The organism is Lysobacterales bacterium (assembly GCA_016721845.1).
In the GTDB taxonomy this organism is placed as follows: domain Bacteria; phylum Pseudomonadota; class Gammaproteobacteria; order Xanthomonadales; family Ahniellaceae; genus JADKHK01.
In genome coordinates this window covers 1,951,393-1,976,030 of sequence record JADKHK010000013.1, presented here as the reverse complement: position 1 = coordinate 1,976,030, position 24,638 = coordinate 1,951,393, and the positions used below count along the sequence as shown (strand labels likewise).

19 protein-coding genes are annotated in these 24,638 nt (G+C 66.2%); 14 read left to right on the top strand and 5 right to left on the bottom strand.

Going from position 1 to position 24,638, the window contains the following annotated elements; genetic code table 11:
- Positions 1-293: 293 nt before the first annotated feature.
- Both IPP28_16425 and IPP28_16420 read left to right on the top strand, forming a co-directional pair.
- Entirely contained in the window at positions 294-1,910 is a 1,617-nt protein-coding gene (locus IPP28_16425; protein ID MBL0042583.1) for a VWA domain-containing protein, read from the top strand.
- A gap of 29 nt (positions 1,911-1,939) precedes the next feature.
- Positions 1,940-2,239, top strand: a complete 300-nt coding sequence (locus tag IPP28_16420) for a hypothetical protein (GenBank protein ID MBL0042582.1) — start codon at positions 1,940-1,942, stop codon at positions 2,237-2,239.
- Positions 2,240-2,242: 3 nt separating this feature from the next.
- Here the strand turns inward: IPP28_16420 and IPP28_16415 are convergent, their stop codons facing one another.
- The gene (locus IPP28_16415) at positions 2,243-4,165 is read right to left on the bottom strand and encodes an oligopeptide transporter, OPT family (GenBank protein MBL0042581.1); all 1,923 of its coding nucleotides are present in this window, start codon (positions 4,163-4,165) and stop codon (positions 2,243-2,245) included.
- Between the two features lie 34 nt (positions 4,166-4,199).
- Here IPP28_16415 and IPP28_16410 point away from each other — a divergent pair, with 34 nt between their 5' ends.
- Positions 4,200-5,399, top strand: coding sequence for a lipase (locus IPP28_16410; GenBank protein MBL0042580.1), 1,200 nt, complete (start codon positions 4,200-4,202; stop codon positions 5,397-5,399).
- A gap of 6 nt (positions 5,400-5,405) precedes the next feature.
- On the opposite strand, the gene IPP28_16405 is transcribed toward IPP28_16410, so the two are convergent.
- Both IPP28_16405 and proB read right to left on the bottom strand, forming a co-directional pair.
- Positions 5,406-6,674, bottom strand: a complete 1,269-nt coding sequence (locus IPP28_16405; GenBank protein MBL0042579.1) for a glutamate-5-semialdehyde dehydrogenase — start codon at positions 6,672-6,674, stop codon at positions 5,406-5,408.
- Positions 6,675-6,685: 11 nt separating this feature from the next.
- A complete protein-coding gene (proB, locus tag IPP28_16400; GenBank protein ID MBL0042578.1) occupies positions 6,686-7,780 on the bottom strand; it encodes a glutamate 5-kinase in 1,095 nt (364 codons plus the stop codon).
- Between the two features lie 250 nt (positions 7,781-8,030).
- Between proB and IPP28_16395 the strand changes: the two genes are divergently transcribed.
- The 5 genes from IPP28_16395 (at position 8,031) to IPP28_16375 (ending at position 16,613) form a co-directional block, all read left to right on the top strand.
- Positions 8,031-11,153 carry an FG-GAP repeat protein gene (locus IPP28_16395; protein ID MBL0042577.1) on the top strand — a complete coding sequence of 1,041 codons (3,123 nt, stop codon included), beginning with the start codon at positions 8,031-8,033 and terminating at the stop codon, positions 11,151-11,153.
- 82 nt (positions 11,154-11,235) lie between these two features.
- Positions 11,236-13,491: an FdhF/YdeP family oxidoreductase gene (locus IPP28_16390; GenBank protein ID MBL0042576.1), complete on the top strand. Its 2,256-nt coding sequence runs from the start codon at positions 11,236-11,238 to the stop codon at positions 13,489-13,491.
- Positions 13,488-14,297, top strand: coding sequence for a formate dehydrogenase accessory sulfurtransferase FdhD (fdhD, locus tag IPP28_16385; GenBank protein ID MBL0042575.1), 810 nt, complete (start codon positions 13,488-13,490; stop codon positions 14,295-14,297). Before IPP28_16390 ends, fdhD begins: the two co-directional genes overlap by 4 nt.
- On the top strand, positions 14,294-16,114 hold the full coding sequence (locus tag IPP28_16380) for a DUF885 domain-containing protein (GenBank protein MBL0042574.1): 1,821 nt from the start codon (positions 14,294-14,296) through the stop codon (positions 16,112-16,114). The genes fdhD and IPP28_16380 overlap by 4 nt, the downstream gene beginning before the upstream one ends.
- Positions 16,115-16,136: 22 nt before the next feature.
- Entirely contained in the window at positions 16,137-16,613 is a 477-nt protein-coding gene (locus tag IPP28_16375; GenBank protein ID MBL0042573.1) for a hypothetical protein, read from the top strand.
- A 12-nt stretch (positions 16,614-16,625) separates the two neighbouring features.
- Here IPP28_16375 and IPP28_16370 read toward each other — a convergent pair whose 3' ends face one another.
- Positions 16,626-17,552 carry a hypothetical protein gene (locus tag IPP28_16370; protein ID MBL0042572.1) on the bottom strand — a complete coding sequence of 309 codons (927 nt, stop codon included), beginning with the start codon at positions 17,550-17,552 and terminating at the stop codon, positions 16,626-16,628.
- A gap of 133 nt (positions 17,553-17,685) precedes the next feature.
- Here IPP28_16370 and IPP28_16365 point away from each other — a divergent pair, with 133 nt between their 5' ends.
- From IPP28_16365 to IPP28_16345, 5 genes are all read left to right on the top strand, one after another.
- Positions 17,686-19,461, top strand: coding sequence for a serine hydrolase (locus IPP28_16365; protein MBL0042571.1), 1,776 nt, complete (start codon positions 17,686-17,688; stop codon positions 19,459-19,461).
- A gap of 120 nt (positions 19,462-19,581) precedes the next feature.
- On the top strand, positions 19,582-19,857 hold the full coding sequence (locus IPP28_16360) for a DUF1161 domain-containing protein (GenBank protein ID MBL0042570.1): 276 nt from the start codon (positions 19,582-19,584) through the stop codon (positions 19,855-19,857).
- A gap of 54 nt (positions 19,858-19,911) precedes the next feature.
- Positions 19,912-20,673, top strand: coding sequence for a DJ-1/PfpI family protein (locus IPP28_16355; GenBank protein ID MBL0042569.1), 762 nt, complete (start codon positions 19,912-19,914; stop codon positions 20,671-20,673).
- A 47-nt stretch (positions 20,674-20,720) separates the two neighbouring features.
- Positions 20,721-22,475, top strand: coding sequence for a hypothetical protein (locus IPP28_16350; protein ID MBL0042568.1), 1,755 nt, complete (start codon positions 20,721-20,723; stop codon positions 22,473-22,475).
- 104 nt (positions 22,476-22,579) lie between these two features.
- A complete protein-coding gene (locus IPP28_16345) occupies positions 22,580-23,599 on the top strand; it encodes a fatty acid desaturase (protein MBL0042567.1) in 1,020 nt (339 codons plus the stop codon).
- An 81-nt stretch (positions 23,600-23,680) separates the two neighbouring features.
- On the opposite strand, the gene IPP28_16340 is transcribed toward IPP28_16345, so the two are convergent.
- Positions 23,681-24,169: a glycine zipper 2TM domain-containing protein gene (locus IPP28_16340; protein MBL0042566.1), complete on the bottom strand. Its 489-nt coding sequence runs from the start codon at positions 24,167-24,169 to the stop codon at positions 23,681-23,683.
- 203 nt (positions 24,170-24,372) lie between these two features.
- On the opposite strand from IPP28_16340, the gene IPP28_16335 reads away from it, so the two are divergent.
- Positions 24,373-24,537: a DUF1328 domain-containing protein gene (locus IPP28_16335; GenBank protein ID MBL0042565.1), complete on the top strand. Its 165-nt coding sequence runs from the start codon at positions 24,373-24,375 to the stop codon at positions 24,535-24,537.
- Positions 24,538-24,638 lie beyond the last annotated feature (101 nt).

Sequence of the window (24,638 nt, the reverse complement as noted above, 5' to 3'; positions counted from 1 at the left end):
TTCCATCCCGCAAACCCCGATTCCGCCACCCTCGCGTTGCACGCATCGCCTCACCCAACCCAAGGAGCGATGTCATGTACGCACGCAAGTCCCTGACGCTGGCGATCACCGCCGGCCTGTTATTCGGAATCGGCGCCTGCTCGATGCAGGAGAAATCGAAGGAAAAGCAGGAGGCTCAGGCAGGCAAGGATGATCGTGCTGCCGTCGCGGAGCGCGATGAAGGCAGGCAGGACAAGCTTTCGGCGGATGACCCGATCGATGTGGCCCAGATCGAGCCGCCGCCGGCACCGCCGATGCCGCCCCCGCCCCCCGCACCACCGGCGCCGCCGCTGCTGGATTCGGCGACCGAGATGAAGGCCGAGCTGCCCAGATCGTTGGCACGTCCGGCCGCACAGACCATGGCCACGAATGAAGCCACCGCGGTCGGCGGCGCCATTGCCGCTGCGCCGGCCGCACAGCCGCAAGCTGGCGACATCAACACCGAGAAGTATGCCGATCACGAGGACAACGCGGTCATGCGTGTCGCCGAGCAGCCGGTCTCGACCTTCAGCATCGACGTCGACACCGGCAGCTACACGAACGTGCGACGCATGTTGAATGACGGCCAGTTGCCGCCGCGCGACGCCGTGCGTGCCGAGGAATTCATCAACTATTTCGACTATGCCTACGCGCCTCCGACGAACCGCAAGACGCCGTTCGCCGTGCACACCGAAGTCGCGCCGGCACCGTGGAATCCCAAGCACCAGCTGATGCTGGTCGGGATCAAGGGCTACGAGATCGCCGCGGCCGAGATCCCGGCCGCGAACATCGTGTTCCTGATCGACAGTTCGGGTTCGATGGAGTCGCCGGACAAGATCGGCCTGCTCAAGCAGAGCTTCATGGCGATGGTGCCGAAGCTGCGCGCGCAGGACCGCATCAGCATCGTCGTCTATGCCGGCTCGGCCGGACTGGTGCTGCCGCCGACTTCGGGCGCCGATCACGAGACCATTCTTTCGGCGTTCGATCGTCTCTCGGCCGGCGGTTCGACCAATGGTGCGGCGGGCATCGAACTCGCCTATCAACAGGCCAAGCGCGCGTATATCGAAGGCGGCGTGAACCGCGTCATCCTGGCGACCGACGGTGATTTCAACGTCGGCACCGTCGACATGGAAGCCTTGAAGACCCTGGTGGCCGAACAGCGCCGCAGCGGTGTTTCGCTGACCACGCTCGGCTTCGGACAGGGCAATTACAACGACGAGTTGAGCGAGCAACTCGCCGACATCGGCAATGGCAACCATGCCTACATCGACACCTTGAACGAAGGCCACAAGGTGCTGGTCGAGGAAATGAGCAGCACCCTGTTCACGATCGCCAAGGACGTGAAGATCCAGATCGAATTCAATCCGGCCGTGGTCAGCGAATACCGCTTGATCGGCTACGAGAACCGGATGCTGGCGCGCGAGGATTTCAACAACGACGCGATCGATGCCGGCGAGATCGGCGCCGGTCACGACGTCACCGCGATCTACGAAGTGGTGCTGGCCGGCAGCGACGCCGAATCGGTCGATCCGCTGCGTTATGGCGCGAATGCGACGGTCAAACATTCCGGCGACGAGCTCGCCTTCGTCAAGTTGCGCTTCAAGCAGCCGGATGCGGAGACCAGCACGCTGATCGAACGCCCGATCAAGCGCAGCGAGATCGCGACGGAAGCGAGCCCGCGTCTGCAATTCGCGGCGGCGGTGGCGGCCTTCGCGGACCGCCTGCGAGGCGGCGAACATCTCGGCCAGTTCGATCTTGCGCAGATCGCCCGACTCGCGAACGGCGCGCGCAACGACGACCGATTCGGCTATCAGAGCGAGTTCCTGCAACTCGTGAACCGTGCGCAAACCCTGTCGGGCGAGGCCGCACCGGTCGCGGTGGTGGCGGAGTAGTCTCGCGCAACTTCATGATGGAGCGTCCGATGATCGGGTTTCGCTGTTGGGTCGCACTGCTGCTGATCGCCCCAGTGACATTGGCCGACAGCAAGCCCGATGTCGCGACGATCTACGGACGCATCCAGTTCGTCACCTCGTTCCCGGACTTCAAGGTCAAGGTGGTCGACAGCTTCGCCGACCTGCACGTGCAGGTCGTCGAAAGCTTCCCGGACAAGCCCGGGCGCTGGCAGATGGTCGAGTCCTTCCCGGACTACAAGATCCAGATCGTCGAGTCTTTTCCCGACTTCACCATCAAGTACGTCGAGAGTTTTCCCGGGCCGCGTTAGCGCTCAGCTCAGGCGCGGGCGCGTCGAGGCGCGGAACAGGAACGCAGCCACGGCGGCGACCAGGACGAGTCCGAGCCCCTGCCCGAACTGCCACTGCGCTGGCAGGGCCAGCACGTCGCCGCGGCCGGAAACGACGATCGGAATGGCGATGACGATGCCCATCAAGGCCTCGCCGGTGATCAGGCCGGCCGCAAACAGCACGCCGGGCTGGTGCGCATGTTCGCGCTCGGCCTCGGTCTTGACGCCGAGTCGGCGTTCCACGCACCAGGCGATCAGGCCGCCGAGAAAGATCGGCATCGTCATTTCCATCGGCAGGTAGATGCCGACGGCGCAGGCCAGCACCGGCGTGCGGAAGCCCTTGCCGCTGCGCTTCAGGGCTTCGTCCAGCGCGATGATGGCGGCGCCGATCGCGGCACCGATGCCGATCATCGTCCACGGCAACTGGCCACCGAAGATGCCTTTCGCGACCGACGCGATCAGGGTCGCCTGCGGTGCCGCGAGTGCATTCGGATGGGCGGCATCGGCGGCACCGATGCCGTAGGCCTGCTGCAGCAGGTTCAGCACCGGCGCCATGACCAGCGCGCACGAGATCGCGCCGATCCCGAGCATGACCTGCTGCTTCCATGGCGTGGCCCCGACCAGTTGGCCGCATTTCAGGTCCTGCAGGTTGTCGCCGCCGATGCAGGCGGCCGAACAGACCACGGCGCCGATCATGATCGCGGCGATCGGACCGATCTCGGAATCACGGCCGAGCATCAGCATCAGCACGATGGCCGCGAACAGGATGGTACAGATCGTCATGCCCGAGACCGGGTTGTTCGATGATCCGACCAGGCCGGCCATGTAGGCCGACACCGACACGAACAGGAAGCCGGCGACGATCATGATGATCGTCATCGGAATGCTGACGCTCCACTGGCCGACGATGGCCTGGTACAGCGCCAGCAAGGGCAGCGTGAACAGGACCAGTCCGATCAGCATCAGCCGCATCGGCACGTCGCGCTCGGTTTCGGCGCGGGTGTCGACGCCGCTGGCACGTGCCGCCTGCAGGCCGCTGCGGATGCCGGTCAGCAGGGAGCCGCGCAACGCGAAGATCGTCCACAGCCCGCCGATCAGCATCGCGCCGACGCCGAGGTAGCGGATCTTCGCGGACCACACGGCGAAGGCGGCGCTGGTCGCGTCGAGCCCGGCGACCGTGGCCGCGAGCGCAGGGTCGCTGTCGCGGAAGAACGCGAGCCAGGCCGGGATGGCAACGTGCCAGGCGATGACGCCGCCGGCCGCGATGACGATGCCGATGTTCACGCCGACGATGTAGCCGACGCCGAGCAAGGCCGGCGACAGATTGGTGCCGAGATAGGCCACGCCCTTGCCGACCCAGGACGAAATCGCGGCGGTGTCCGGAATCAGGCGTAGCCCGCTGGCGGCGGCCAGCTTGCCGAATCCGCCGAGCAGGCCCGCGAAGGCGAGCACCTTGACGCCGCCCTGGCCTTCACCGGCCTTCAGTACTTCCGCGGCGGCCTTGCCTTCGGGAAAGGCGAGGTTCTGCTCGATGATCATCGAGCGTCGCAGCGGGATCGAGAACAGCACGCCGAGCAATCCGCCGAGGCCGGCGATCGCCAGCACCCAGCCGTACTTGAAGTCCTGCCAGTAGCCGAGCATGACCAGGGCCGGCACGGTGAAGATCACGCCGGTCGCGATCGACGAACCCGCCGAGGCGCCGGTTTGCACGATGTTGTTTTCGAGGATGTGGCCGCCACCGAGGGCGCGCAGCACCGCCATCGACACCACCGCAGCCGGAATCGCGGATGCGATCGTCAGGCCAGCGAACAGGCCGAGATAGGTATTCGCGGCGGCAAGGATCGTGGCCAGGATCACCGCGAGCACGACGGCGCGGAACGAGAGTTGCGGAACCGGAGTGGTGGACATCGTCGATCCTATGAACAGGTCGCCGGATTCTGGCATGGCCCGACGACCCCGGACCAAGGTCCAGTGTCTTGTGCATCCGCACATCGATCCAATCCCTGCATCGCGCGGTGAAGCCTTCGCCCGCGACGCCTTGGGAGAGGTGATGATGCATACCTTGATGCGTTCCGGTGCGGCGCTGGTCGCGCTGATGGTGGCGGGCGGTGCGTCCGCCCTGACCTGTGGTGCGAACAACGGCTGGACTTGCCAAGGCACCGCGACGCAATACGCCGGCGGATTCAGTCCCGGAGTCGGTTACGGCGGCTTCGGAGGCGCGACTGCCTGCACCGCGACCAAGACGCCGGTGATCTTCCTGCACGGCAATGGCGACAACGCCATCAGCTGGGACATGCCGCCGGCCACCGTCGCCGGTTACACGCCGCCGCCGAACTCGGTCTACGACGAGTTCAGGGCCAACGGCTACAAGGACTGCGAACTGTTCGGCGTCACCTACCTGAGCAGCAGCGAACGCTCGTCGCCACAGTCCAACTATCACCAGCCGAGCAAGTACACGATCCTCAACACCTTCATCGACAAGGTGCTGGCGCATACCGGCGCGACCAAGGTGGACATCGTCGCGCATTCGCTCGGATCGACGATGGCACTGGCTGCCCTCGACTACGGCGCGAAGTGGGGCAAGGTGCGCCGCTTCGTCAACATCGCCGGCGGCCTGCGCGGCATCTACAGCTGCCTGTACACCGGCGCGGCGAATCCGTACGCGACCACCTGCGGCTCGGAGAATTGGTACAACAGCGACATCTTCGGTTTCTACCCGGGCGGCTACTCGGTCAGCTACTACAACGTATGGACCGGCTCCGGTTCGGGCTCGCTGCGCGCCCTGCCGGCGCTCGCGACCGGCGTCTCGTTCTACACCATTGCGGCCGGTGCCCATGACCAGGTCGGCTGCTCGTCCTACACCTATTGGTCCGGCTGCGACCTGATGAGCAAGTTCAACACCGCGAGCAACGTGAAGGCGCAGCTGATGGTCGGCGCCGGATCCACGGCCGGTTCGGTCGACTGGAACTGGCAGGACGGCAGCCCGTATCAGACCGGTGGCGGCGACCTGTCCAACGGCGTCGGCCATTTCCGCGCGAAGACCAATACCGGGGTGATCCTCCAGCGCATGCTGTCGACGACCTGCACCACCGGTTGCGCGACCGGCTACGTCGGCGTCTACGGGCCGGTCGCGACGTATTGAGTTCGGCTATCGCCGTACGTGGTAATCGCCCTCGACCACCCACTTGTAGCTGGTGAGTTCTTCCAGACCCATCGGCCCGCGCGCGTGGATGCGCTGGGTCGAGACCGCGACTTCGGCGCCGAGGCCGAGTTGGCCGCCGTCGGTGAAGCGAGTGCTGGCGTTCCAGTAGACGGCGGCAGAGTCGACCCGTTCGAGAAAATCGCGGGCGCGTTCGCCGTCTTCCGTGAGAATGCCGTCCGAGTGTCCGCTCGAATGGGCATCGATATGGGCGATGGCCGCGTCGAGGTCCGCCACGATCCGGATGCCCAGCACCAGCGACAGCCATTCGGTGTCGAAGTCGTCGCGACCGGCCGCGGTGATGCGCGCACGCACATCCGCTTCCGCGATCGCGGTGTCGAGCAGCGTGTGCGAAGCGGGATCGACCCGGAACTGGACGCCATCCGCGGCCAGCGTGCGCACCAGGTCCGGCAACACCTGCGCCGCGACCGCCGCGTGTACGAGCACGCTGTCGAGCGCGTTGCAGACGGTCGGCCGCTGCACCTTGGCGTTGCGGATGACCGGAATGACACGCACGAGATCGGCGTGCTCGTCGATATAAAGATGGCAGATGCCGATGCCGCCGGTGATCACCGGCATGCGCGCGTGTTCGCGGCAGAAGGCATGCAGGGCGGCACCGCCGCGCGGGATGATCAGGTCGACGAACGCGTCGAGCTTCAGCAGTTCGAGCACCTGCGCACGATCGGCCGAACGAATCAGGTCGACGCTGCTCGCCGGCAGTCCGGCCTGCATCAACGCATCCTGCACGACATCGATCAACGTCAGGTTCGTTCGCAGCGACTCCTTGCCGCCGCGCAAGATCGCGCCATTGCCGCTTTTGATCGCGAGTGCGGCGACATCGATCGTCACGTTCGGGCGCGACTCGTAGATCACGCCGAGCACGCCGATCGGCACGCGCCGGCGATGCAGCTTCAGGCCGTTCGACAATACGCGTTCGTCGAAACGCATGGCGAGCGGGTCGGGCAGCGCGATCAATGCGCGCACGTCGGCCGCGAGCGCGGCGATGCGCGGTGCATCGAGGCGCAGGCGGTCGAGCAGCGCGGCATCGAGTCCGGCGTTCGCGCCCGCGATCAGGTCTTCGGCATTCGCCGCGGCGATCACCGCGCTGCGTGCCGTCAGCGTGTCGGCCATGGCGGCGAGGACGGCATTGCGCTGCGGGTGACTGCTGCGCTTCAGCGTCTTCCACGCGGCGCGCGTGGCGCTCGCGAGCGTGTGCAGGTCGGTCGTGGTCACCACATCACCAGATCGTCGCGGTGGATGAATTCGGGGCCGAAGTCGTAGCCGAGCAGGGTGGCGACATCGGACGAGCGCTTGCCGGCGATGCGACGCAGTTCGCTGGCGCCGTAATTGGCGATGCCGCGCGCGATCACGCGGCCTTCCCGATCGTGCACGGCGACGGTATCGCCGCGGTCGAATTCGCCATCGACGCTGCACACGCCGACGCCGAGCAGGCTGCGGCCGCCGCGCAAGGCATCAATCGCGCCGGCATCGACGCGCACGCCGACGCCATCGCGCAGGCCCGCAAGGATGTAGCGGCCACGCGCATCGCGCGCCTGCGCCGTGGCGCTGAAGCGCGTGCCGATGGCATCGCCCCGCACGATCGCCGCGAGTTGCTGCGGCAGTCGACCATCGGCGATGACCACGTCGGCACCATTGCGACGCGCGATCTCGGCCGCCTTGAGTTTGGTCTGCATGCCGCCGGTGCCGAGAACGCCGGCACCGCTGCCCGCCGCGGCCCAGATCGCGGCCGGAATCTCGGCCTCGTCGACGCGCGCGATCAGCGTCGCCTCGGGGTGACTGCGCGGGTTCGCGTCGAACAGGCCGGTCTGGTCGGTCATCAGCACCAGCAGGCGCGCATCGACCAGGGACGACACCAGGGCCGACAATTGATCGTTGTCGCCGACGCGGATTTCTTCCGTGGCCACGGTGTCGTTCTCGTTCACGATCGGCAGCACGCCGGCCGCGAGCATGGCCTCGAAGGTGTTGCGGGCATTGAGATAGCGGCGGCGGTCGTCGAGGTCCGCTCGCGTCAGCAGCACCTGCGCGACGGTCATGCCGTAGTGACCGAACAGTTCGCCGTACAGGGCCATCAGTCGCGGCTGGCCGATGGCCGCGAGCATCTGCTTGCCGATGACCGCCGGGTCGGACGTGTGCGCGCGCATCAGCGCGCGTCCGGCCGCGACGGCGCCGGAACTGACCAGTACAACCGAATGGCCGGCGTCGCGCAGGGCGGCAATGACGCGGGCGTAATCGATCAGCCGCGGCGCATCGAGCGTGCCGTCGCGAGTGACCGTGGATGAACCGAGCTTGAGGACGAGGCGCATCGTGCAGACCGCAGGGGAAGCCCGAGCCTAAGGCTGAAGTCGGCGAGCGGGCAACCGATGTGGCCATCCGTCGGGCACCGTCGCCGCCGGTCGCCGCCCCCACCTGTCCATGGGATGCGCGCGGGTCGGGCGGTTGCCGAGACTGGCGACCCCTTTGCCGCACCGGCCGACACGCGCCGCGGATCCGACGCATGCGCCGGACCGATTCGGCCTGCGGCAAAGGATCACATCACCGTCCCCCGGGGTCCTCATGTTGCGAACGTCCTTGCTGTTTCTCGTCCTCGGCTCATTGGCCGCGTCCATCGCCTCCGCCGAAGACGGGGCGCCGACCCTGAAATCCATTGGCAGCGGTGTGCCTGATCGCACCTTCGAAGGCGGCACGGTCGATGCCGAGTACGGCCACAGCCTCGCCAATGCCGGCGACCTCAATGGCGATGGCTACGACGACCTGCTGGTCGGTTCGCCGGGCAGTGACCTCAACGCCGTCAACGCCGGTGCGGCCTTCCTGTACTTCGGTTCGGCCGAGGGCTTCGAGGCCACGCCCGACTGGCAAGTGGCCGCGGCACAGGCCGGCGCCCGATACGGCTCGGCCGTCGCCGGTGTCGGCGACGTGAATGGCGACGGTTACGGCGACTTCGTCGTCGGCGCCGAATTCGCCGACAACGGCCAGACCGACGAGGGCCTCGGTTACCTCTATTTCGGTGGTCCGACGATTTCGACCACGTCGTCTGCAGTCCTGCAGACCAATCAGAACGCCTCGTATCTCGGCGGCAGCGTCGCCGGCGCCGGCGACGTGAACGGCGACGGTTACGCCGACATCCTGATCGGCGGCATCGGCCACGACGGCGGGGCGACCAATTCCGGCGTCGCGCTGATCTATTTCGGCGGCGCCAGCTTCGACACCACGGCCGATGCGAACCTGACCTCGTCGCAGGCCAGCGCACGCATGGGCAGCAGCGTGGCCGGCGTCGGCGACGTGAATGGCGATGGTTATGCCGACGTGGTGATCGGCGCGATGGAGTACGACCAGGGTCAGACCAACGAAGGTGCAGCCTTCCTGTACCTCGGGGGTGCGGGCGCGTTCGATATCGGGACCGATGCGCATCTGCAGAACGACCAGGCCAATGCGGCACTCGGTAGCGCCGTCGCGGCGGGCGGCGATGTCAACGGCGATGGCTACGGCGACATCGTCGTCGGGGCACCCTTGTTCGACGATGGTCAGGTCGACGAAGGCGTCGTCCATGTCTACTTCGGTGGCAGTGGCGCATTCGACACCGTGGCCGATCTGTCCGTGCAGGGCGATATCGCAGGCGCCCAGTTCGGGCTGCGCGTTGCGGGTGCCGGCGACATCGACGGCGACGGGTTCGGCGATGTCGCCGTCGCCTCGCCCCTGTTCGCGAACGGCCAGGTCGGCGAAGGTCGGGTCTACGTCTATCTGGGATCGCCGACGGGCTTGATGCCGATGCCGTTCGCGTCTCCGGAAAGCAATCGCGCCGACGCCGGCATGGGCATGGGTCTGGCATTGATCGATCACGATGGCGACGGGCGCAGCGAACTCGTGGCCGGACTTCCCGGTGCCACCGGCACCTTCGCCGCGGGCGGACTGGTCTTCGGCTACCGCGCCGAGGGTCGATTGATGGACACCAGCAGCGACGTGACGATCGAGTACAACCAGGTCAACGCGCAAGCCGGATCGAGTGTCGCGACGGGTGACGTGAACGGTGACGGCTATGCCGACCTGTTGGTCGGGCAGCCGACCTGGAACGCCACCGCCACCAGCGCTGGCCGCGTGAGTCTGCACTTCGGCAGTGCGGCCGGCTTGAGCGCCGTGCCCGGCGTGAACCTCGAGACCGGCGTGGCCAATGGCCAGTTCGGCGGCAGCGTCGCCACCGGTGACGTCAATGGCGACGGGGTCGCGGACGTCATCGTCGGCTCGCCCAGACGCTCCAATGGCAGCGGTTCCGAAGGCATGGTGCACATCTACTTCGGTGGTGCCGGCGCATTCGACACGACACCTGACGTGGCCATGGAGTCGAACCAGCTCAGCGCCGAATTCGGCTACAGCGTCGCATTCGCGGGCGACGTGAACGGGGACGGATTGGGCGACCTGCTGGTCGGTTCGCGCTTCTATGACAACGGCAGCACGGACGAAGGCGCGATGTTCCTGTTCCTCGGCGGCACGTCGATGAACGGCGATGCCGACGCGATCTTCGACGTGAACCAGGGCTCAGCGTATCTGGGCTACAGCGTGGCCGGCATCGGCGACATCAATGGCGATGGCTACGCCGACATGGCTGCGGGGGCGATTGGACTCGATGCCGCGGGGAACGCCAATGCCGGCGCCGTGTATGTGTGGTTCGGCGGTCAGACCGTCGATACGGTGGTGGATCGCGCCTACATCGGCACCCAGACCGACGGGCGCATGGGCTCGGCGGTGGCAGGGGGCGGTGACGTCAATGGCGACGGCTTCGACGATGTCGTGGCCGGTGCATTCAACGAGGACGACACCCAGCAAGACCAGGGCGCCGCCTACGTATTCCTGGGGGCAATCAATCCCGGGACGAATCCGGCGGCAACGCTCCGGGTCACGTCCACCTTCGGCCTGGGCACCCTGGGGGCAGCCGTTGCCGCGGCCGGCGACGTGAATGGGGACGGTTTTGCCGATCTCTGGGTCGGAGCGCCGATGTGGGCCAACGGCGGCACCTCGGCCGCGGGCTTGATCCAGTTGTACCTCGGCGGTGCGGGTCCGTTCGATACGGTCGCCGATCGCAACTTGACTCAGGCGGCGGGATTCTCGCGGCTGGGCGCAGCGATCGCGTCCGGCGATTTCGATGGCGACGGCGACATCGATGTTGCGGGTGGTGCATTCACTTTCGCGAACGGCCAGAGCGACGAGGGCGGCGTGTTCGTCTTCACGCATCAGGGCGCCGGTCGGCCGGTGGCAGCGCAGACGTACCGCCCGCTGCCGTTCGGTTCGATCGACGCGTGGAACCGAAGCGGCGACGGTGACGGCTACCTCGTCGGGATGGCGGGCCACAGTCCGCGAGCGCGCGAACGCGGCAAGCTGGAAGTCGAATCCTGTCCGACCGGCAAGGCATTCGGTGCGCCGGAATGCGAGATGACACGCTCGCCGTCCTGGACGGATCTGGGCGTCAGTGCGGGGGGTACGAGCCTCGCGGCGGAAACCGGTGGCCTGGCCTTCGGTAGCCTGCAGCGCTGGCGTGCGCGCGTGGTCTATGCGCCGTACTCGGTGACGCAGTCGGGCATCGTGCCGCCGGTCGGTCGCGTGGGTCCATGGCGGCGTCCGCATGGTCGGTCCGGCAACGGCGACGTGCGCATCAGCGACGTGCTGCTGAAGGATGGCTTCGAATAGGAGACGCGGGAACAGGGGGCGCACGCGGCCGGCTCGTCCGGCCGCGTGTCGTTGCAGGCGGACTGCGCGCTAGCATCGGTGCATGTCCGATCCTGTCATCAAACGCTACGACAAGGCCGCCGGCGGCTGGGATTCGCTGAAGCGTTCATACCAGGCGCTGCGCGATGAAGGCATCGTCGGTGCCGGTGCGCGCGCGATGCTGCGCACCAACCAGGATCACGGTTTCGACTGTCCGGGATGCGCCTGGCCGGATCGCAACCCAAATTCGACCTTCGAGTTCTGCGAGAACGGCGTCAAGGCGGTGGCCGCGGAGGCGACCGCGAAGCGCCTCACCCGTGATTTCTTTGCGCAACACACGGTGACGCAACTGTCGGGGCAGGACGATTTCTGGCTGGAGGCGCAGGGCCGCCTGACCGAGCCGATGCGCTACGACGCCACAAGTGATCGATACGTGCCGGTCCTCTGGGACGAGGCCTTCGCATTGGTCGCTGCCCGACTGAACGCCCTCGATTCGCCCGATCGTGCGGTGTTCTACACCTCGGGGCGTACGTCGAACGAGGCGGCGTTTCTCTACCAACTCTTCATCCGCGAGTTCGGCACCAACAACCTGCCGGACTGTTCGAACCTCTGTCACGAGGCCTCGGGGGTGGCCTTGACCGAACAGATCGGCAGCGGCAAGGGCTCGGTCACGCTGGAGGACTTCGAGCAGGCCGAGGCAATCTTCGTGTTCGGGCAGAACCCCGGCACCAACCATCCGCGCATGCTCGGCGAACTGCGCGCGGCGGCGAAGCGCGGTTGCCGCATCGTCGTGTTCAATCCGCTCCGCGAACGCGGCCTGGAGCGCTTCGCGCATCCGCAATCGCCGTCGGACATGCTGCTCGGCACCCAGACCGAGATCGCATCACGCTATTTTCAGCCGCGTATCGGCGGCGATCTCGCCTTGCTCATCGGCCTCGCGAAGATCGTGCTTGAACGCGATGCCATCGACCACGACTTCATCACGCAATGCTGCGACGGCTTTGACGCCTTGCGCGAATCCGTGCTGGCTGCGAACTGGGCGGACATCGAAGCCGACAGCGGACTGTCGCGCGCGGCCATTGATGATGCTGCGCAGGTCTACATCGATAGCCCGGCGACCATCGTCTGCTGGGGCATGGGCATCACCCAGCATCGCCGTAGCGTTGCGACCATCCAGATGCTGATGAACCTGCTGCTGCTACGCGGGAATATCGGCAAGCCGGGTGCCGGGCCGTGTCCGGTGCGTGGCCATTCGAATGTGCAAGGCGACCGCACCATGGGCATCTACGAGAAGCCCGCGCCGGAATTTTTGGACCGTCTCGGCGCCGAGTTCGGATTCGCGCCGCCGCGACCGCCAGGCTTCGATGTCGTCGCCGCGATCGATGCGATGGCGACGGGCGAGGCGCGCGTGTTCTTCGCGATGGGCGGCAACTTCGCGGCTGCCACGCCGGATACGCTGCGCACGGCTGAAGCACTGCGTCGATGCGACCTGACGGTGCACGTCTCGACCAAGCTCAATCGGTCTCATCTGGTGCACGGTCGCGAGGCGTTGATCCTGCCTTGTCTCGGGCGCAGCGAATTCGACGAACAGGCCGAAGGCCGGCAGGCCGTCACGGTCGAAGATTCGATGAGCATGGTGCATCTCTCCGCCGGCATCCGCGCGCCGGCATCGGAGCATTTGTTGTCGGAACCGGCCATCGTCGCGCGGCTCGCCTGCGCGACACTGCCGGCATCGAAGACGCCATGGCGCGAGCTGATCGCGCACTACGACCGCATCCGCGATCGCATCGCCCGCGTCGTGCCCGGCTTCGACGATTTCAATGCCCGTGTGCGCCATCCCGGCGGCTTCCACCTGCCGCATCCAGCGCGTGAGCGACGCTTTCCGACGGTCAGCGGGCGCGCATTGCTGGTGCCGCAGCCGCTGCGCGATGGCACGCCGGATCCCGCGGCGCCGTTCCGGCTGATGACCGTGCGTTCGCATGACCAGTACAACACCACGGTCTACGGCCTCGATGATCGCTATCGCGGCGTGCGCGGCCTGCGACGCGTGGTGTTCATCCACCGCGAGGATCTGGCAATGCTGGGTTTCAGTGCCGGTGACTGCGTCGACCTGCACTCGTACTGGCACGATGGCGAACGTTCGGTCAGCGGGTTCACTCTGGTCGAATACGATATTCCGCGCGGCAATCTCGCGAGCTATTTCCCGGAGACGAATCCGCTGGTGCCGCTTGGCAGCGTCGCCGAACGCGCCGGCACCCCGACCTCGAAATCGATTCCGGTGCGATTGACGCGCAGCGCCGTGGGCACGCGCTCGTCATGAGCGCAACGGCGGTTCCGGGTTCGCGATCCGTCGCGTTGCTGCGGCTGCGCGGTGGCGGCGTGCGTGCCGACCAGGACGCGGTCGTCGAGGAGGTGGCGATCGCATTCAGCTACAACGGGGTCGGCCATGCGGTGATGATGGCGACGCCCACCGAGCTTGAAGACTACGCGCTCGGGTTTTCCCTGCATGAAGGCATCGTCGCCACCGCGGACGAATTGCGCTTCATCGAGGTCGTGCCGCGCGAGGGTGGTCTCGTGCTCGAACTCGCGATCCCGCAGGTCCGCTTCGATACCTTGGCGCAACATGCGCGCCGCACGCTCGGCAGCAGTGCCTGCGGCCTGTGCGGCAGCGAAGCGTTGCAGCAGGCGTTGCGACCGCTGCCGCAGGTCGTTCCGGCGGCCTTCGATGCACGGTCGATCGCGGAGGCCTTGTGCCGGTTTCCGTCGCTGCAATCGCTCAATGCCAGGACCGGTGGCGCCCATGCCGCGGCCTGGTGCGACGCGGTCGGGGTGCGGGTCATGCGCGAGGATGTCGGTCGTCACAACGCTGTCGACAAACTGGTCGGCGCATTGGTGCGCGCCGGTATCGATGCGCGCAACGGCTACGTCATCGTCAGTTCGCGAGCCTCCTACGAGCTGGTGCACAAGGCGGCGACGTCCGGGGTCGGCACCCTGGTCGCGCTGTCGGCACCGACCTCCGCCGCGATCGATGGGGCGAAGCGTTGCGGAATGCGTCTGATCGGATTTGCGCGCGACGGGTCGATGAACGTATACACATCGGAATCAATCACGGAGTGCGAACGATGAAGCAGATGCTGGCGATTGTGGTGGCGGTGGCACTCATGGCGGGCTGTGCGACCAGGGCGACGCGACCGCAGGCCGATGCGATTCCCTCGGCCGGGATTTCCGCGGCCGCGCAGCTTGAATCGCTGTATGCCGCGTACTGGGAGGAACAGCTCAAGCGCAACCCGTTGCGTGCGACCGCGCTCGGCGACGCGCGCTACCACGGCGAACTGACCAACACCCTGACACCCGAATTCCGCGCCGAGAGCGAACGCCTGGACCGGGAATGGCTGGCGCGCGTGCAAGCCGTCGATGCGGCGTCGCTCGACGCACAGGCGAAGCTCAGTCGCGACATCTTCGTGTCGCAGCGCGAGCGCGCGATCGCGATGGCGCAGTATCCGGATTGGATGCTGGCGCTGAGTCAACTCGGCAATCCGGCCGCGACGGTCGCGCAGCTGGGTGCCGGTTCGCGTGGCCAGCCGTTCGCGACCGTGGCCGACTACGAGGCGTGGCTGAAGCGTGGCATCGCCTTCGTGCCGATCTTCGATCAGACCATCGTGAACCTGCGCGCGGGCATGCAGGCCGGCGTGGTGCAGCCACGCGTGCTGGTCGAGAAGACGATTCCGCAGTTCGATGCGCTGATCAAGGAGAAGCCCGAAGACACGTTGATGTGGGGCGTGGTCGCGAAGATGCCCGAGAGCTTCGGGGCGGCGGATCGCGAGCGCCTGACCGCCGCCTATCGCGATCTGATCGGCACGCAGTTGCTGCCGGCTTTCGTGCGCCTGCGCGATTTCCTGCGCGACGACTATTTGCCGGCCTCGCGCACATCGGTCGGTCTGTCGGCGCTGCCGAACGGCGCCGCCTGGTACGCCGAGCTGGCGAAGCGCTACACGACCACCGACCTCACGCCCGAGAACATCCACCAGATCGGACTCAACGAAGTGGCGCGCATCACCGCCGAGTTCGACAAGGTGCGGGCACAAGTCGGTTTCGCGGGCGACTTGCAGGCCTTCTTCAAGTTCATGAACGAGGATGCGCGTTTCGCGTTCAAGAACGAGCAGGATGTGCTCGATCAATACAACGCGCTGCGTGGCCGCATCGAGCCGAACATTCCCTTGCAGTTCTCGTTGCTGCCAAAGGCCGGCTTCGAGGTGAAGCTGGTCGAGCCCTTCCGCGCCGCCAGCGCTCCGGCGGCGTCGTACCAGGGGCCGAGCCAGGACGGCACCCGTCCCGGCGTGTTCTATGCCAACGCGTTCAATCTGCCCTCGCGCCGCACCTGGGAGACCGAAAGCATCTTTCTGCACGAGGCGATTCCGGGTCATCACTTCCAGATCGCGTTGCAGCAGGAACTCGCCGGTCTGCCGGCGTTCCGCCGTTTCGGCGGCGAAACCGCCTTCGCCGAAGGCTGGGGCCTGTACGCGGAATCGCTCGGCCGCGACGTCGGCGTCTACACCGATCCGTATCAATACTTTGGTCGCCTCGCCGCCGAGATCTGGCGCGCGAACCGACTTGTCGTCGATACCGGCCTGCACGCGAAAGGCTGGACCCGCGAACAGGCGATCGCGCAGATGCGCAACACCTCGGCCATCAGCGAAACCAATGCGACCATCGAAGTCGAACGCTACATCGCCATGCCGGGCCAGGCGCTCGCCTACAAGATCGGCGAACTCAAGCTCCAGGAATTGCGCCAGCGCGCGATGAAGGCACTCGGCGACCGCTTCGATCCACGCGAATTCCACCGCGCCGTGCTCGAAGACGGCTCGCTGCCGCTGGATGTGCTCGATGCGAAGGTCACGCGCTGGTTGGCAACCCAGCGCGCGGGTACTCCCATCGTCGATTAGGCATTCGACAGGGACGATTATTATGGACGTATTCGAGATGCCTATTGAATGGCTGCTTGGCCCGCTACTAATAGTGGTTTCAGTTGTCCTCGTGCTCAGCCGGTCCTTGGGGCGCACGAAAATCGACTTCAAGAAATCCGAATATTCCGGGCCTCAAGACGTTCGCTTCACTTGTGCAAAGTGCTCAAAGCAGTTCAATCACTCGCGACGCACGATCGTTGCATGGGAGAAAGGGTCGCGTCGCATTTATTGCAATGGCTGTCACAAGAAATGGATTGACGCGCGACCTGATTCGGCGACGACGTCCAGCGCTGAAGGGAAGTCCGAGGGATGGTCCCTTGACGCGCAATCGAAGCACGGACAGCAGCTGAAAGATCGCATTCCAGTCATGGAGCATCAATATCGTGAACGCAATCGAGGCCGCCACAAACGAAGTGGCTGCTTGGGTGTCATCGCAATATTGATTGTTCCGGTGATTGCCGTGCTTGCGTTGCGCTGAGTTCGCGGCGATTCAGTGCTCGGCCTGGTAGCGCGGCACCTTGCTGCAGTCGGTCCGCAGCGGCCAGCACTGTTCCAGGGCTTCGTCGTTGCGATGCATGACATAGCAGTTGGCGAGGAATTCACCGCTGCCCGATGTTTCCGTGACGACGGTGGATTGGAACACGTTGCCATGGTGCGAGATGGAAGGGCCAACGACTTCACCGTATTCGTTGAGCGTCGCCTGGGCCGGATCGACGCATTGCGTGCGCACGCGCTCGAGTACGTCCTGGGTGCGCGGGTCGGCGGCGAGCACGGTCGCGGCCGAGGCGCTGAATCCCATCGCCTGCACGGCGGTGACCGGATGCAGGTTCGTCAGTCGCTCGTGTGCCGTTGTCCAGCGTGCGATCGGGTCGTCGTCGGAGGCGGCCGCTATCGTTGCACTGGAGTCGGTGCCGTATTCGACGGCCAATTCGGCGCCGCGTCGTTCCGGATGCGCCAGCGGAACCGCGAAATAGGCGTTGCCGTAGTACTTGCGGCGGACGTCGCCTCGCGCGCAGCCGTCGGTGTCCGCGGTCATCGCGCCGCGATCACTGCCGTCGGTACCGCTGGAGGTGCTGTTGCCGAGCGTCAGGTGTTCGGTCAGTTGTCCCGCAGCATCGAAGCGGAAGCCGACCAGCAGGCGGTTGAACATCGACCCCGCCAGTGCGGCCTCGTGCTCGGGTGCCGGACTGTTGCGCATCAATTCGGCCAGCGTCGGGTCATCGGTGAAGAGCACGGTGTAGCCGTCGCCGAGCGCGAACGCCACCGCGTGCTTGAAGTCGAGCTTGCCGCTGTTGGCTTCTTCGTGATGGCCACGCGCGGTGCCGGTGCCGGAACAATCGAGGACGTCGCTGGGTTGCCCGCAACCCGTGAGCAGGATCGAGAACGACAGCAGGAACACTCGCAGAATCGGGCGCATCACGGAGCTCCGTTCAAGTCGGATGCCGCGACGATACGCAGTTCGTCCGGATGCGGCCAGCCCGGGTCCTTCGGCAGTGGTGTCCGCGTGCAAACGTGGCGATGATCCGCGACCCACGCACAAGGAGTCGCCCATGACCCGCAGCCTCGGCCTGATCGTCTGCCTGTTCGCTGCGTCCATGCACGCCGGTGCCGCGGAGTCGATGGATGCCCGGATCGACCGCATCGAACGCGACCTGCGTCCGCCCATCAGCCTGGAAGGCGGTGAGCACTGGACACTGGCCGAACGCATGACGCATTACGGCGTGCCCGGCCTGTCGTTCGCAATCATCGAAAACGGGCGCGTCGTCGCGACCCGCGCCCATGGTCTGGCCGATCGTCAGACGCGTCAGCCGATGCGCACCGACACGCTGATGCAGGCGGCGTCGATCAGCAAGGCGGTGACGGCATTCGCTGCGATGCGCATGGTCGAGCGCGGCCAACTGCGTCTCGATTCGCCGGTGAATGCGTCGCTCACGTCCTGGAAGATTCCCGAGACCTACGCCACGCGCGCCCGGCCGGTCACGCTGGCGCATCTGCTCAGCCACACCGGCGGACTCGGCGTGCACGGCTTTCTCGGCTATGACAGCGGCAAAGCGCTGCCGAGCATCGTGCAGATCCTCGACGGGCAGCCACCGGCGAACAGCCCGGCGGTGCGGGTCGAACAGGCACCCGGGCTCGGCTTCCGTTACTCCGGCGGCGGCTACACGATTGCGCAGACCGTGATGAGCGATGTCGCGGGCCGTTCCTTCCCGGAACTGATGCGTCGCGAGGTGCTGAAACCCGTCGGCATGCGCGACAGCACGTTCGAGTACCCGTTGTCCGCGCGGCGGATGAAGCGCGCCGCTGCAGGCGTATTGGCCGATGGCCGGGACGTTCCGGGCAAGCGCAAGGTGCATCCGGAGTCGGCCGCGGCCGGCTTGTGGACCACGCCCGCCGATCTCGCGCGCTTCGCCATCGATGTGCAGAAGGCCGTGCAGGGCGAGAGTCGCCTGCTCGGCCGCGACACGACCGAGCGCATGTTGCGCGATCCTGGCCCGGACCATTACGCACTCGGCTTCGGCATCGTGCACGAGAATGGCGTGGCCTATTTCGGCCATGACGGCTGGAATGAAGGCTTCAGTTCGCATCTGCTCGCGAACCGCGAGGGCAACGGCGTCGCCATCATGATCAACGCGAATCAGCCGGCCCTGATGCAGGAGCTGCGTCGCGCCGTCGCGTTCGAGTTCGGCTGGCCGGGCTATCGCACCGAGAAGCGGGTGCCGATGACCGCGGCGCAGCGCGCCGACCTGCCCGGTCGGTATCCCTACAACGCCGAGCAATTCATTCGGGTCAACGCAGCCGGTGACGACCTCTCGTTCGAATACGGCGGCGAGGAAGCGCTGTTCCTGACGCCGGTCGGCGACGGTCGTTTTGTCGCGACGACGACCGGCCTGAGCATCGAACTCGGCCGTGATGCCGCCGATGTCGCGCAGCTGTCCTTCGTCTATCCGGATGGCCGTCGTGAATCGCATACACGCTATCGCGACAATGAGCGGTCGTTGCGCGAACGCGTGTACGCGGACGATGCCAGTGTCGTCGATGACTATCGCAAGCTCGCGGCGTCCGGCGATGTCGTCGCTTCCGAGGCCTATCTGAACACGCAGGGTTACCGACTGATCGGGCAGAAGCGCTATCCGGCTGCCGTGCAGGTGCTGGCGCTGGTGACTCAGCTGTTCCCGGCGTCCGGCAATGCCTGGGACAGTCTCGGCGAAGCCAGTCTGCTTGCCGGCGACCGGGCGGCGGCCAGGCGTCACTACGAGAAAGCGCTGGCGCTGGATCCGACCCTGAATTCGGCGACAACGGCGCTCGAACGCATCGGGGCCGACTAGGCGAAGCCGCCGAGGCGCCAGGTCGGTGTCAGCGCGGCCGTGAAAACGCCCGAATCGGCCATGGCTGCGGCCCGGTCGGCAGCGAGACTGCAGGCCCCTCGACGACCTGAGCGTATCGCCATGACTGTCCAGCGCCTGCTGATCCTGTCCACCCTGTTGGCTTGCGCACTGCCGGTGGCCGCGCGCAAGCCTTGCGAAGAACTGCAATCGGAGATCGATGCGAAGATCAAGGCGAAGGGTGTGCCGGTCTTCACGCTGACGATCATCGATGCTGCCGCCGAGGCCGATGCGAACGGCAAGATCGTCGGCAGCTGCGATGGCGGTACCAAGCGCATCGTTTACCAGCGTGGCAGCACGGTCGTTGCCACGCCGGAGTCGGCAACACCGGCCGGCTGAACGGCCGGCATGCGCTTCCGATAGCATCGCCGCAACGGTGGCTGAGGTGCGGCGATGGCGCGGGTATTGATCGCGATCCCGAATGACGATTTCGATCCGAGCGAGTCGGCGATTCCGTGGAAGTACCTGCGAACCGCCGGTCATGAAGTGGTGTTCGCGACCCAGGACGGACTGCCTGGCGAATGCGATCCGCGCCTGATCAGCGGGCGTGGCTTCGGGCCGTTCAAGTCGCTGCTGATGGCGAACCAGGACGCGCGCGTCGCCTATGCGGCGATGGCGCAGAGTCCCGAGTTCCGCAATCCGATCGATTGGAAGGCGGCACTGTCAGGGGCCTTCGACGCGCTGTTGTTGCCGGGTGGTCACGCACCGGCGGTGCGGCCGTATCTGGAATCGGTCGACCTGCAGCAGAAGACCGCCGAATTGCTGCTCGCCGGCAAGCCGGTTGCCGCGATCTGCCACGGCGTGCTGGTCGCGGCACGGGCACTCGGGCCGGACGGCGAGTCCTTGCTGTTCAATCGTCGAACCACGGCATTGCCGAAATCGATGGAACGCTCGGCGTGGATGCTCACCTGCCTGTGGCTCGGGGACTATTACCGCACCTATCTGCAGTGGGTCGAGGACGAGGTTACCGACGCGCTCGCCCACGTCTCGCAGTTCGATCCCGGTCCGCGCAGCCTGCGCCGCGATTCGACGAGTGACCTGACCCCGGGTTTCGTCGTTCGTGACGGCAACTGGCTGTCGGCGCGCTGGCCGGGCGATGCGCATCGCTTCGCCTCCGAATTCGTCGCGATGCTGGCCGAACGGCAAACGCACTGAGCCTGCGCTATCGTTCCGGCACCGATCAACGTTGCCGGAGTCCGCCCATGCTGGTCCGTTCGCTGTTCGTGTTCGTCCTGCTGGCTGCGGCCCATCCGGCGACGGCCGATGATTTCGCCGCAAAGTTCATCGCCAAGCAGAATCAGGATGCGCTGCGCGACCTGGAGCGCGGCACGCCGGCGAAGCAAGTGGAAGCGGCCGGACGGCTCGGCCCCGATTTCGCGGCGCAGACCGCGCCGTTGCTGGCGAAGCACCTGGCCGATGCCGACCCGGTCGTACGACTCGCCGCCGCGGAACAACTCTGGGAACAGGCATCGCGCAAGCCCGAGGCGTTCGTGTCGACCCAGCCGGCGTTGCGTAGCGCGCTCGCCGATGCCGATGCCGCGGTCGCGATGAATGCGGCCGGTGCGTTGGCGACGATGGATGTGCCGGAATCCGAACTGGCCGCCGCCCGCCGTAGCGTGTTGGCGAATGGCGTGCGCGGTTACGTCGGCTTCCTCGCGGCGCGCGGCCTGGTCGGGATCGATCCGGCGCCGCCACTGCTGCCGTACCTTGTCGACTATTACCTCGATGCAGTCGAGGCCGAGGAACGCGGTGGCTCGGACGACAATGTCGAACTCGGCGAAAAGGCCTTGGCGAAACTGGTCGCGACCCAGGACCGCGGCTTGATTGCGCCACTGTCGCGTTCGCTTGATGTGACACCGCCGGCGATGCCGTACCTGCTCAAGTTGCTCGCGCAGTTCGATCCAAAGCCGGAAGGCTGGACCGACACCTTGCTGCGTTACACCGACAACGCCTATCCCGACACGCGCGAGCGCGCCTGGGACTTGCTCGGCGACCAGCGCGATGCGGCGTCGCTCGAGCGCTGGGCGCCGAAGGCGGCGCGCTTGCTGGCCGATCGCGACATGCGTCGGGTCGCGCTGTCGGCCCTGTCCGATGCGGCGGGGCGCAGCGCGCACGGCTTGCCGGAACTGGCCGCATTGGCGAACGATGCGGCGGCCGATGCGGAAGATCGCGTGCGCGCAATCGAGATCCTCGCGGATGCCGCGGACACCTCCGATCGCGATGGCCTCGCCAGCGTTCATGCAGTGGCGCGCAAACACTGGGAACAGGTCTGCACGCCGATCCTGAAAACGCATGATGTCGACGAGGCCTTCAAGGCTTGCCGCAACGACAGCAGCTACATCGTCGCCGACGACGGCGAGCGCGCACGCCTGATCGCTGCGTGGCTGGCATCGAATACCTACGTCGAGGCCAAGGTCGTGTTTCTCGGCAGCCTCGAATCGATGTGGGCGCGCGCCGCGCCTGCTGCGGGCAGCGTCCGGGCCGAACGCCATCACGCTGACCCGCGCGTGGTGCAGGCGGCGGAAGCGGCCTTGACGCGCATCGAGCCGGCGTGGCGCGAGCGCGATGCCCGCGGCGTCGCGGCACCGGCCGCTTCGGTCGCCCCGGCGGTCGCTGCAGCTGCCGTCGAGCGATCCGCGGGCAAGGGCGCGGACGGTGCTTCCTTGTATGCGGCCGTCGCCAAGGGGGATGTCGCCGCAGTGAAGAAACTCGTGAACGCCGGCAATGTGCAGTTGCCGGTGCGTTATCCGCAGATGCAAGGGACGCCGCCGGTTCCGATCGTGGTCGCGGTGAACTATTGCGGCATTCCGCCGGCTGCGGCCGGACTGAAGGCGATCATCGAGTACCTGCGCGGGCTCGGTGCCGATCCGGACGTGACCACGCACGACGGCACGCCCCTGCTGGATCAGGCCAAATACAGTTGCCCGCCCGAGATCATGGACGTGTTGTCGCGCTGACCACGGTTCGTCACATCGGCGGTGAAGAATCATTGAAGCGAACGATTGAATTTGCGCGCCGCCGCCCAGGCCCCGACAATGCCCGCCTTCACAGGAGAATTCCCTTGGCCCATCCGACCTCGCTTCCGACCAGTGCCGCGCAATTGCGCCAGCTCTGTGCCGTCTATGCGAAGCCGCACTTCGGTCGTGCGCTTTGGCAGTTGATCAATACCGTGCCGCTGTTCATCACGCTGTGGGCGCTGATGGCCTATGGCGTCACCCATGACTGGAACTATGGTTGGGTGCTGCTGCTGGCCTTGCCGACTGCGGGCTTGTACGTGCGCATGTTCATCGTGCAGCACGATTGCGGCCATGGCTCGTTCTTCAAGTCCGAACGTGCGAACAACATCGTCGGCGGCGTGCTCGGGCTGATCACGCTGTTCCCTTACGGCTATTGGCGCAAGACGCACAACATCCACCACGGCAGTTCCGGCAATCTCGATCGTCGCGGCGTCGGCGACATGGAAACGCTGACGGTCGCGGAATATCAGGCGCTGTCCTGGAGCAAGCGCTTCGCTTATCGCTTCTATCGCAGCACCTTCGTGTTGCTGGTGATCGGCCCGGCCTACCAGTTCGTGATCAAGCACCGCTTCCCCTTCGACATGCCGTTCTCGTGGAAGAAGGAATGGGCCAGCGTGTGGGTCAACAACGGCTTGCTGCTGTTGTGCGGCGGCGTGCTCGGCTATCTGATCGGCTGGCATACCGTGTTCATGGTGCATCTGCCGGTGGTGCTGATCGCGGGTGCCGGCGGCGTCTGGCTGTTCTACGTGCAGCACAATTTCGAGACCAGCTACTGGGCGCGCAAGGAAGAATGGGACGCGACCCAGGCGGCGATCCGTGGTTCGTCGCATTTCGACCTGCCGCAGGTGATGCACTGGTTCACCGGCAACATCGGCTACCACCACATCCACCATCTCGCCAGCCGGATTCCGAACTACCGTTTGCGCGAGGCCTTCGAATCCAGCCCGCTGCTGCAGCTGTCGCCCCGCCTGACCTTGTGGACCAGCCTGAGGTGCGCGCAGCTGAAACTCTGGGACGAAGACTTGCGGCGCATGGTCGGTTTCCCGAAGCGCGTGCGCGCCTGAGCTTCAAGCCGTCACCGTGACGCGCGGCGGGTGATGCACCGGCGCTGCGAACCTTGCCCGGGCGCAGCGTCGGCATCAAATTCAACGCAGCGCGTAGACGCGCTCGTCGCGGATGACGACACGATCACCGATGCGCAGTTGCGGATCCTGCAGCTGTACGACATGGCCGTAGCGGCCGTCGTCGAGGCGCACTTCGATGCGGTAGCCGCGCTGCTGATCGCGGTGGTTCTTCTCCGCTTCGTGACCGATCACGCCGCCGGCAATCGCGCCGGCCGCAGTCGCTGCGCGGCGTCCGTCGCCGGAGCCGACCTGGTTGCCGATTGCGCCGCCGATGATGACGCCGAGCAGAGTGCCGCCGCCGACATGACGGTCGTCGATCCAGACCTGTTCGATGTTGGCAATCGCGCCGCATTGGTTGCAGCGCTCATCGTGGCGCGATTGTTCGTAGCGCGAGTCGTAGCGACCGTCGTCGCTATGCCCCGACTGTGCGTAGCGCGGCTGGCTCGCGCACCCGCCCAGCGTGAGCGCTGCGGCGGCGAGCATTGCGGATTGGAGCAAGGTGTTGCGCATGACGTTCTCCGTGGGTTCGCCGGAGAGCTTGCGCGCGCTGGATTGCGCCGTCGGTGCGCTTGCGCACGCCGGGCCGGACATCGCCGCGTTGCTGGCGGGGCGAATGCCAGTGTGTGTTGCCGTACCGACCGCCGTTCGCGGCGGGCATAGGCTCCAGCCCGGTCCATGGCCACAGGGCTGGCCACCGCAACGGAGCAAACCTCATGCTGTACTACGCCGTCGTCTTCTTGTTCATCGCGCTGATCGCCGGCGTCCTCGGCTTCGGCGGCATCGCCGGCTCTGCCGTCGGCATCGCAAAGATCCTGTTCCTGGTCTTCATCGTCCTGTTCGTCGTCTCGCTGCTGCTGGGCCGACGCGGACGGACATGAGCGTGCATTCGCCGCATGCACTCCGGCTTCCGCGAAGCGTCATTCATGAACTCGCCCGATGGGCTGCGCCGGAAAGGAACACCGCCGGCGTGCTCGTCATT

What these genes read in the sequence shown, in the direction of transcription:
- IPP28_16425 (MBL0042583.1), top strand. Translation starts at nt 294, where the DNA reads ATGCCGCCCCCGCCCCCCGCACCACCGGCGCCGCCGCTGCTGGATTCG.
- IPP28_16420 (MBL0042582.1), top strand. Translation starts at nt 1,940, where the DNA reads ATGATCGGGTTTCGCTGTTGGGTCGCACTGCTGCTGATCGCCCCAGTG.
- IPP28_16415 (MBL0042581.1), bottom strand. Translation starts at nt 4,165, where the DNA reads ATGTCCACCACTCCGGTTCCGCAACTCTCGTTCCGCGCCGTCGTGCTC.
- IPP28_16410 (MBL0042580.1), top strand. Translation starts at nt 4,200, where the DNA reads ATGGCCCGACGACCCCGGACCAAGGTCCAGTGTCTTGTGCATCCGCAC.
- proB (MBL0042578.1), bottom strand. Translation starts at nt 7,780, where the DNA reads ATGCGCCTCGTCCTCAAGCTCGGTTCATCCACGGTCACTCGCGACGGC.
- IPP28_16395 (MBL0042577.1), top strand. Translation starts at nt 8,031, where the DNA reads ATGTTGCGAACGTCCTTGCTGTTTCTCGTCCTCGGCTCATTGGCCGCG.
- IPP28_16390 (MBL0042576.1), top strand. Translation starts at nt 11,236, where the DNA reads ATGTCCGATCCTGTCATCAAACGCTACGACAAGGCCGCCGGCGGCTGG.
- fdhD (MBL0042575.1), top strand. Translation starts at nt 13,488, where the DNA reads ATGAGCGCAACGGCGGTTCCGGGTTCGCGATCCGTCGCGTTGCTGCGG.
- IPP28_16380 (MBL0042574.1), top strand. Translation starts at nt 14,294, where the DNA reads ATGAAGCAGATGCTGGCGATTGTGGTGGCGGTGGCACTCATGGCGGGC.
- IPP28_16375 (MBL0042573.1), top strand. Translation starts at nt 16,137, where the DNA reads ATGGACGTATTCGAGATGCCTATTGAATGGCTGCTTGGCCCGCTACTA.
- IPP28_16370 (MBL0042572.1), bottom strand. Translation starts at nt 17,552, where the DNA reads ATGCGCCCGATTCTGCGAGTGTTCCTGCTGTCGTTCTCGATCCTGCTC.
- IPP28_16365 (MBL0042571.1), top strand. Translation starts at nt 17,686, where the DNA reads ATGACCCGCAGCCTCGGCCTGATCGTCTGCCTGTTCGCTGCGTCCATG.
- IPP28_16360 (MBL0042570.1), top strand. Translation starts at nt 19,582, where the DNA reads ATGACTGTCCAGCGCCTGCTGATCCTGTCCACCCTGTTGGCTTGCGCA.
- IPP28_16355 (MBL0042569.1), top strand. Translation starts at nt 19,912, where the DNA reads ATGGCGCGGGTATTGATCGCGATCCCGAATGACGATTTCGATCCGAGC.
- IPP28_16350 (MBL0042568.1), top strand. Translation starts at nt 20,721, where the DNA reads ATGCTGGTCCGTTCGCTGTTCGTGTTCGTCCTGCTGGCTGCGGCCCAT.
- IPP28_16340 (MBL0042566.1), bottom strand. Translation starts at nt 24,169, where the DNA reads ATGCGCAACACCTTGCTCCAATCCGCAATGCTCGCCGCCGCAGCGCTC.
- IPP28_16335 (MBL0042565.1), top strand. Translation starts at nt 24,373, where the DNA reads ATGCTGTACTACGCCGTCGTCTTCTTGTTCATCGCGCTGATCGCCGGC.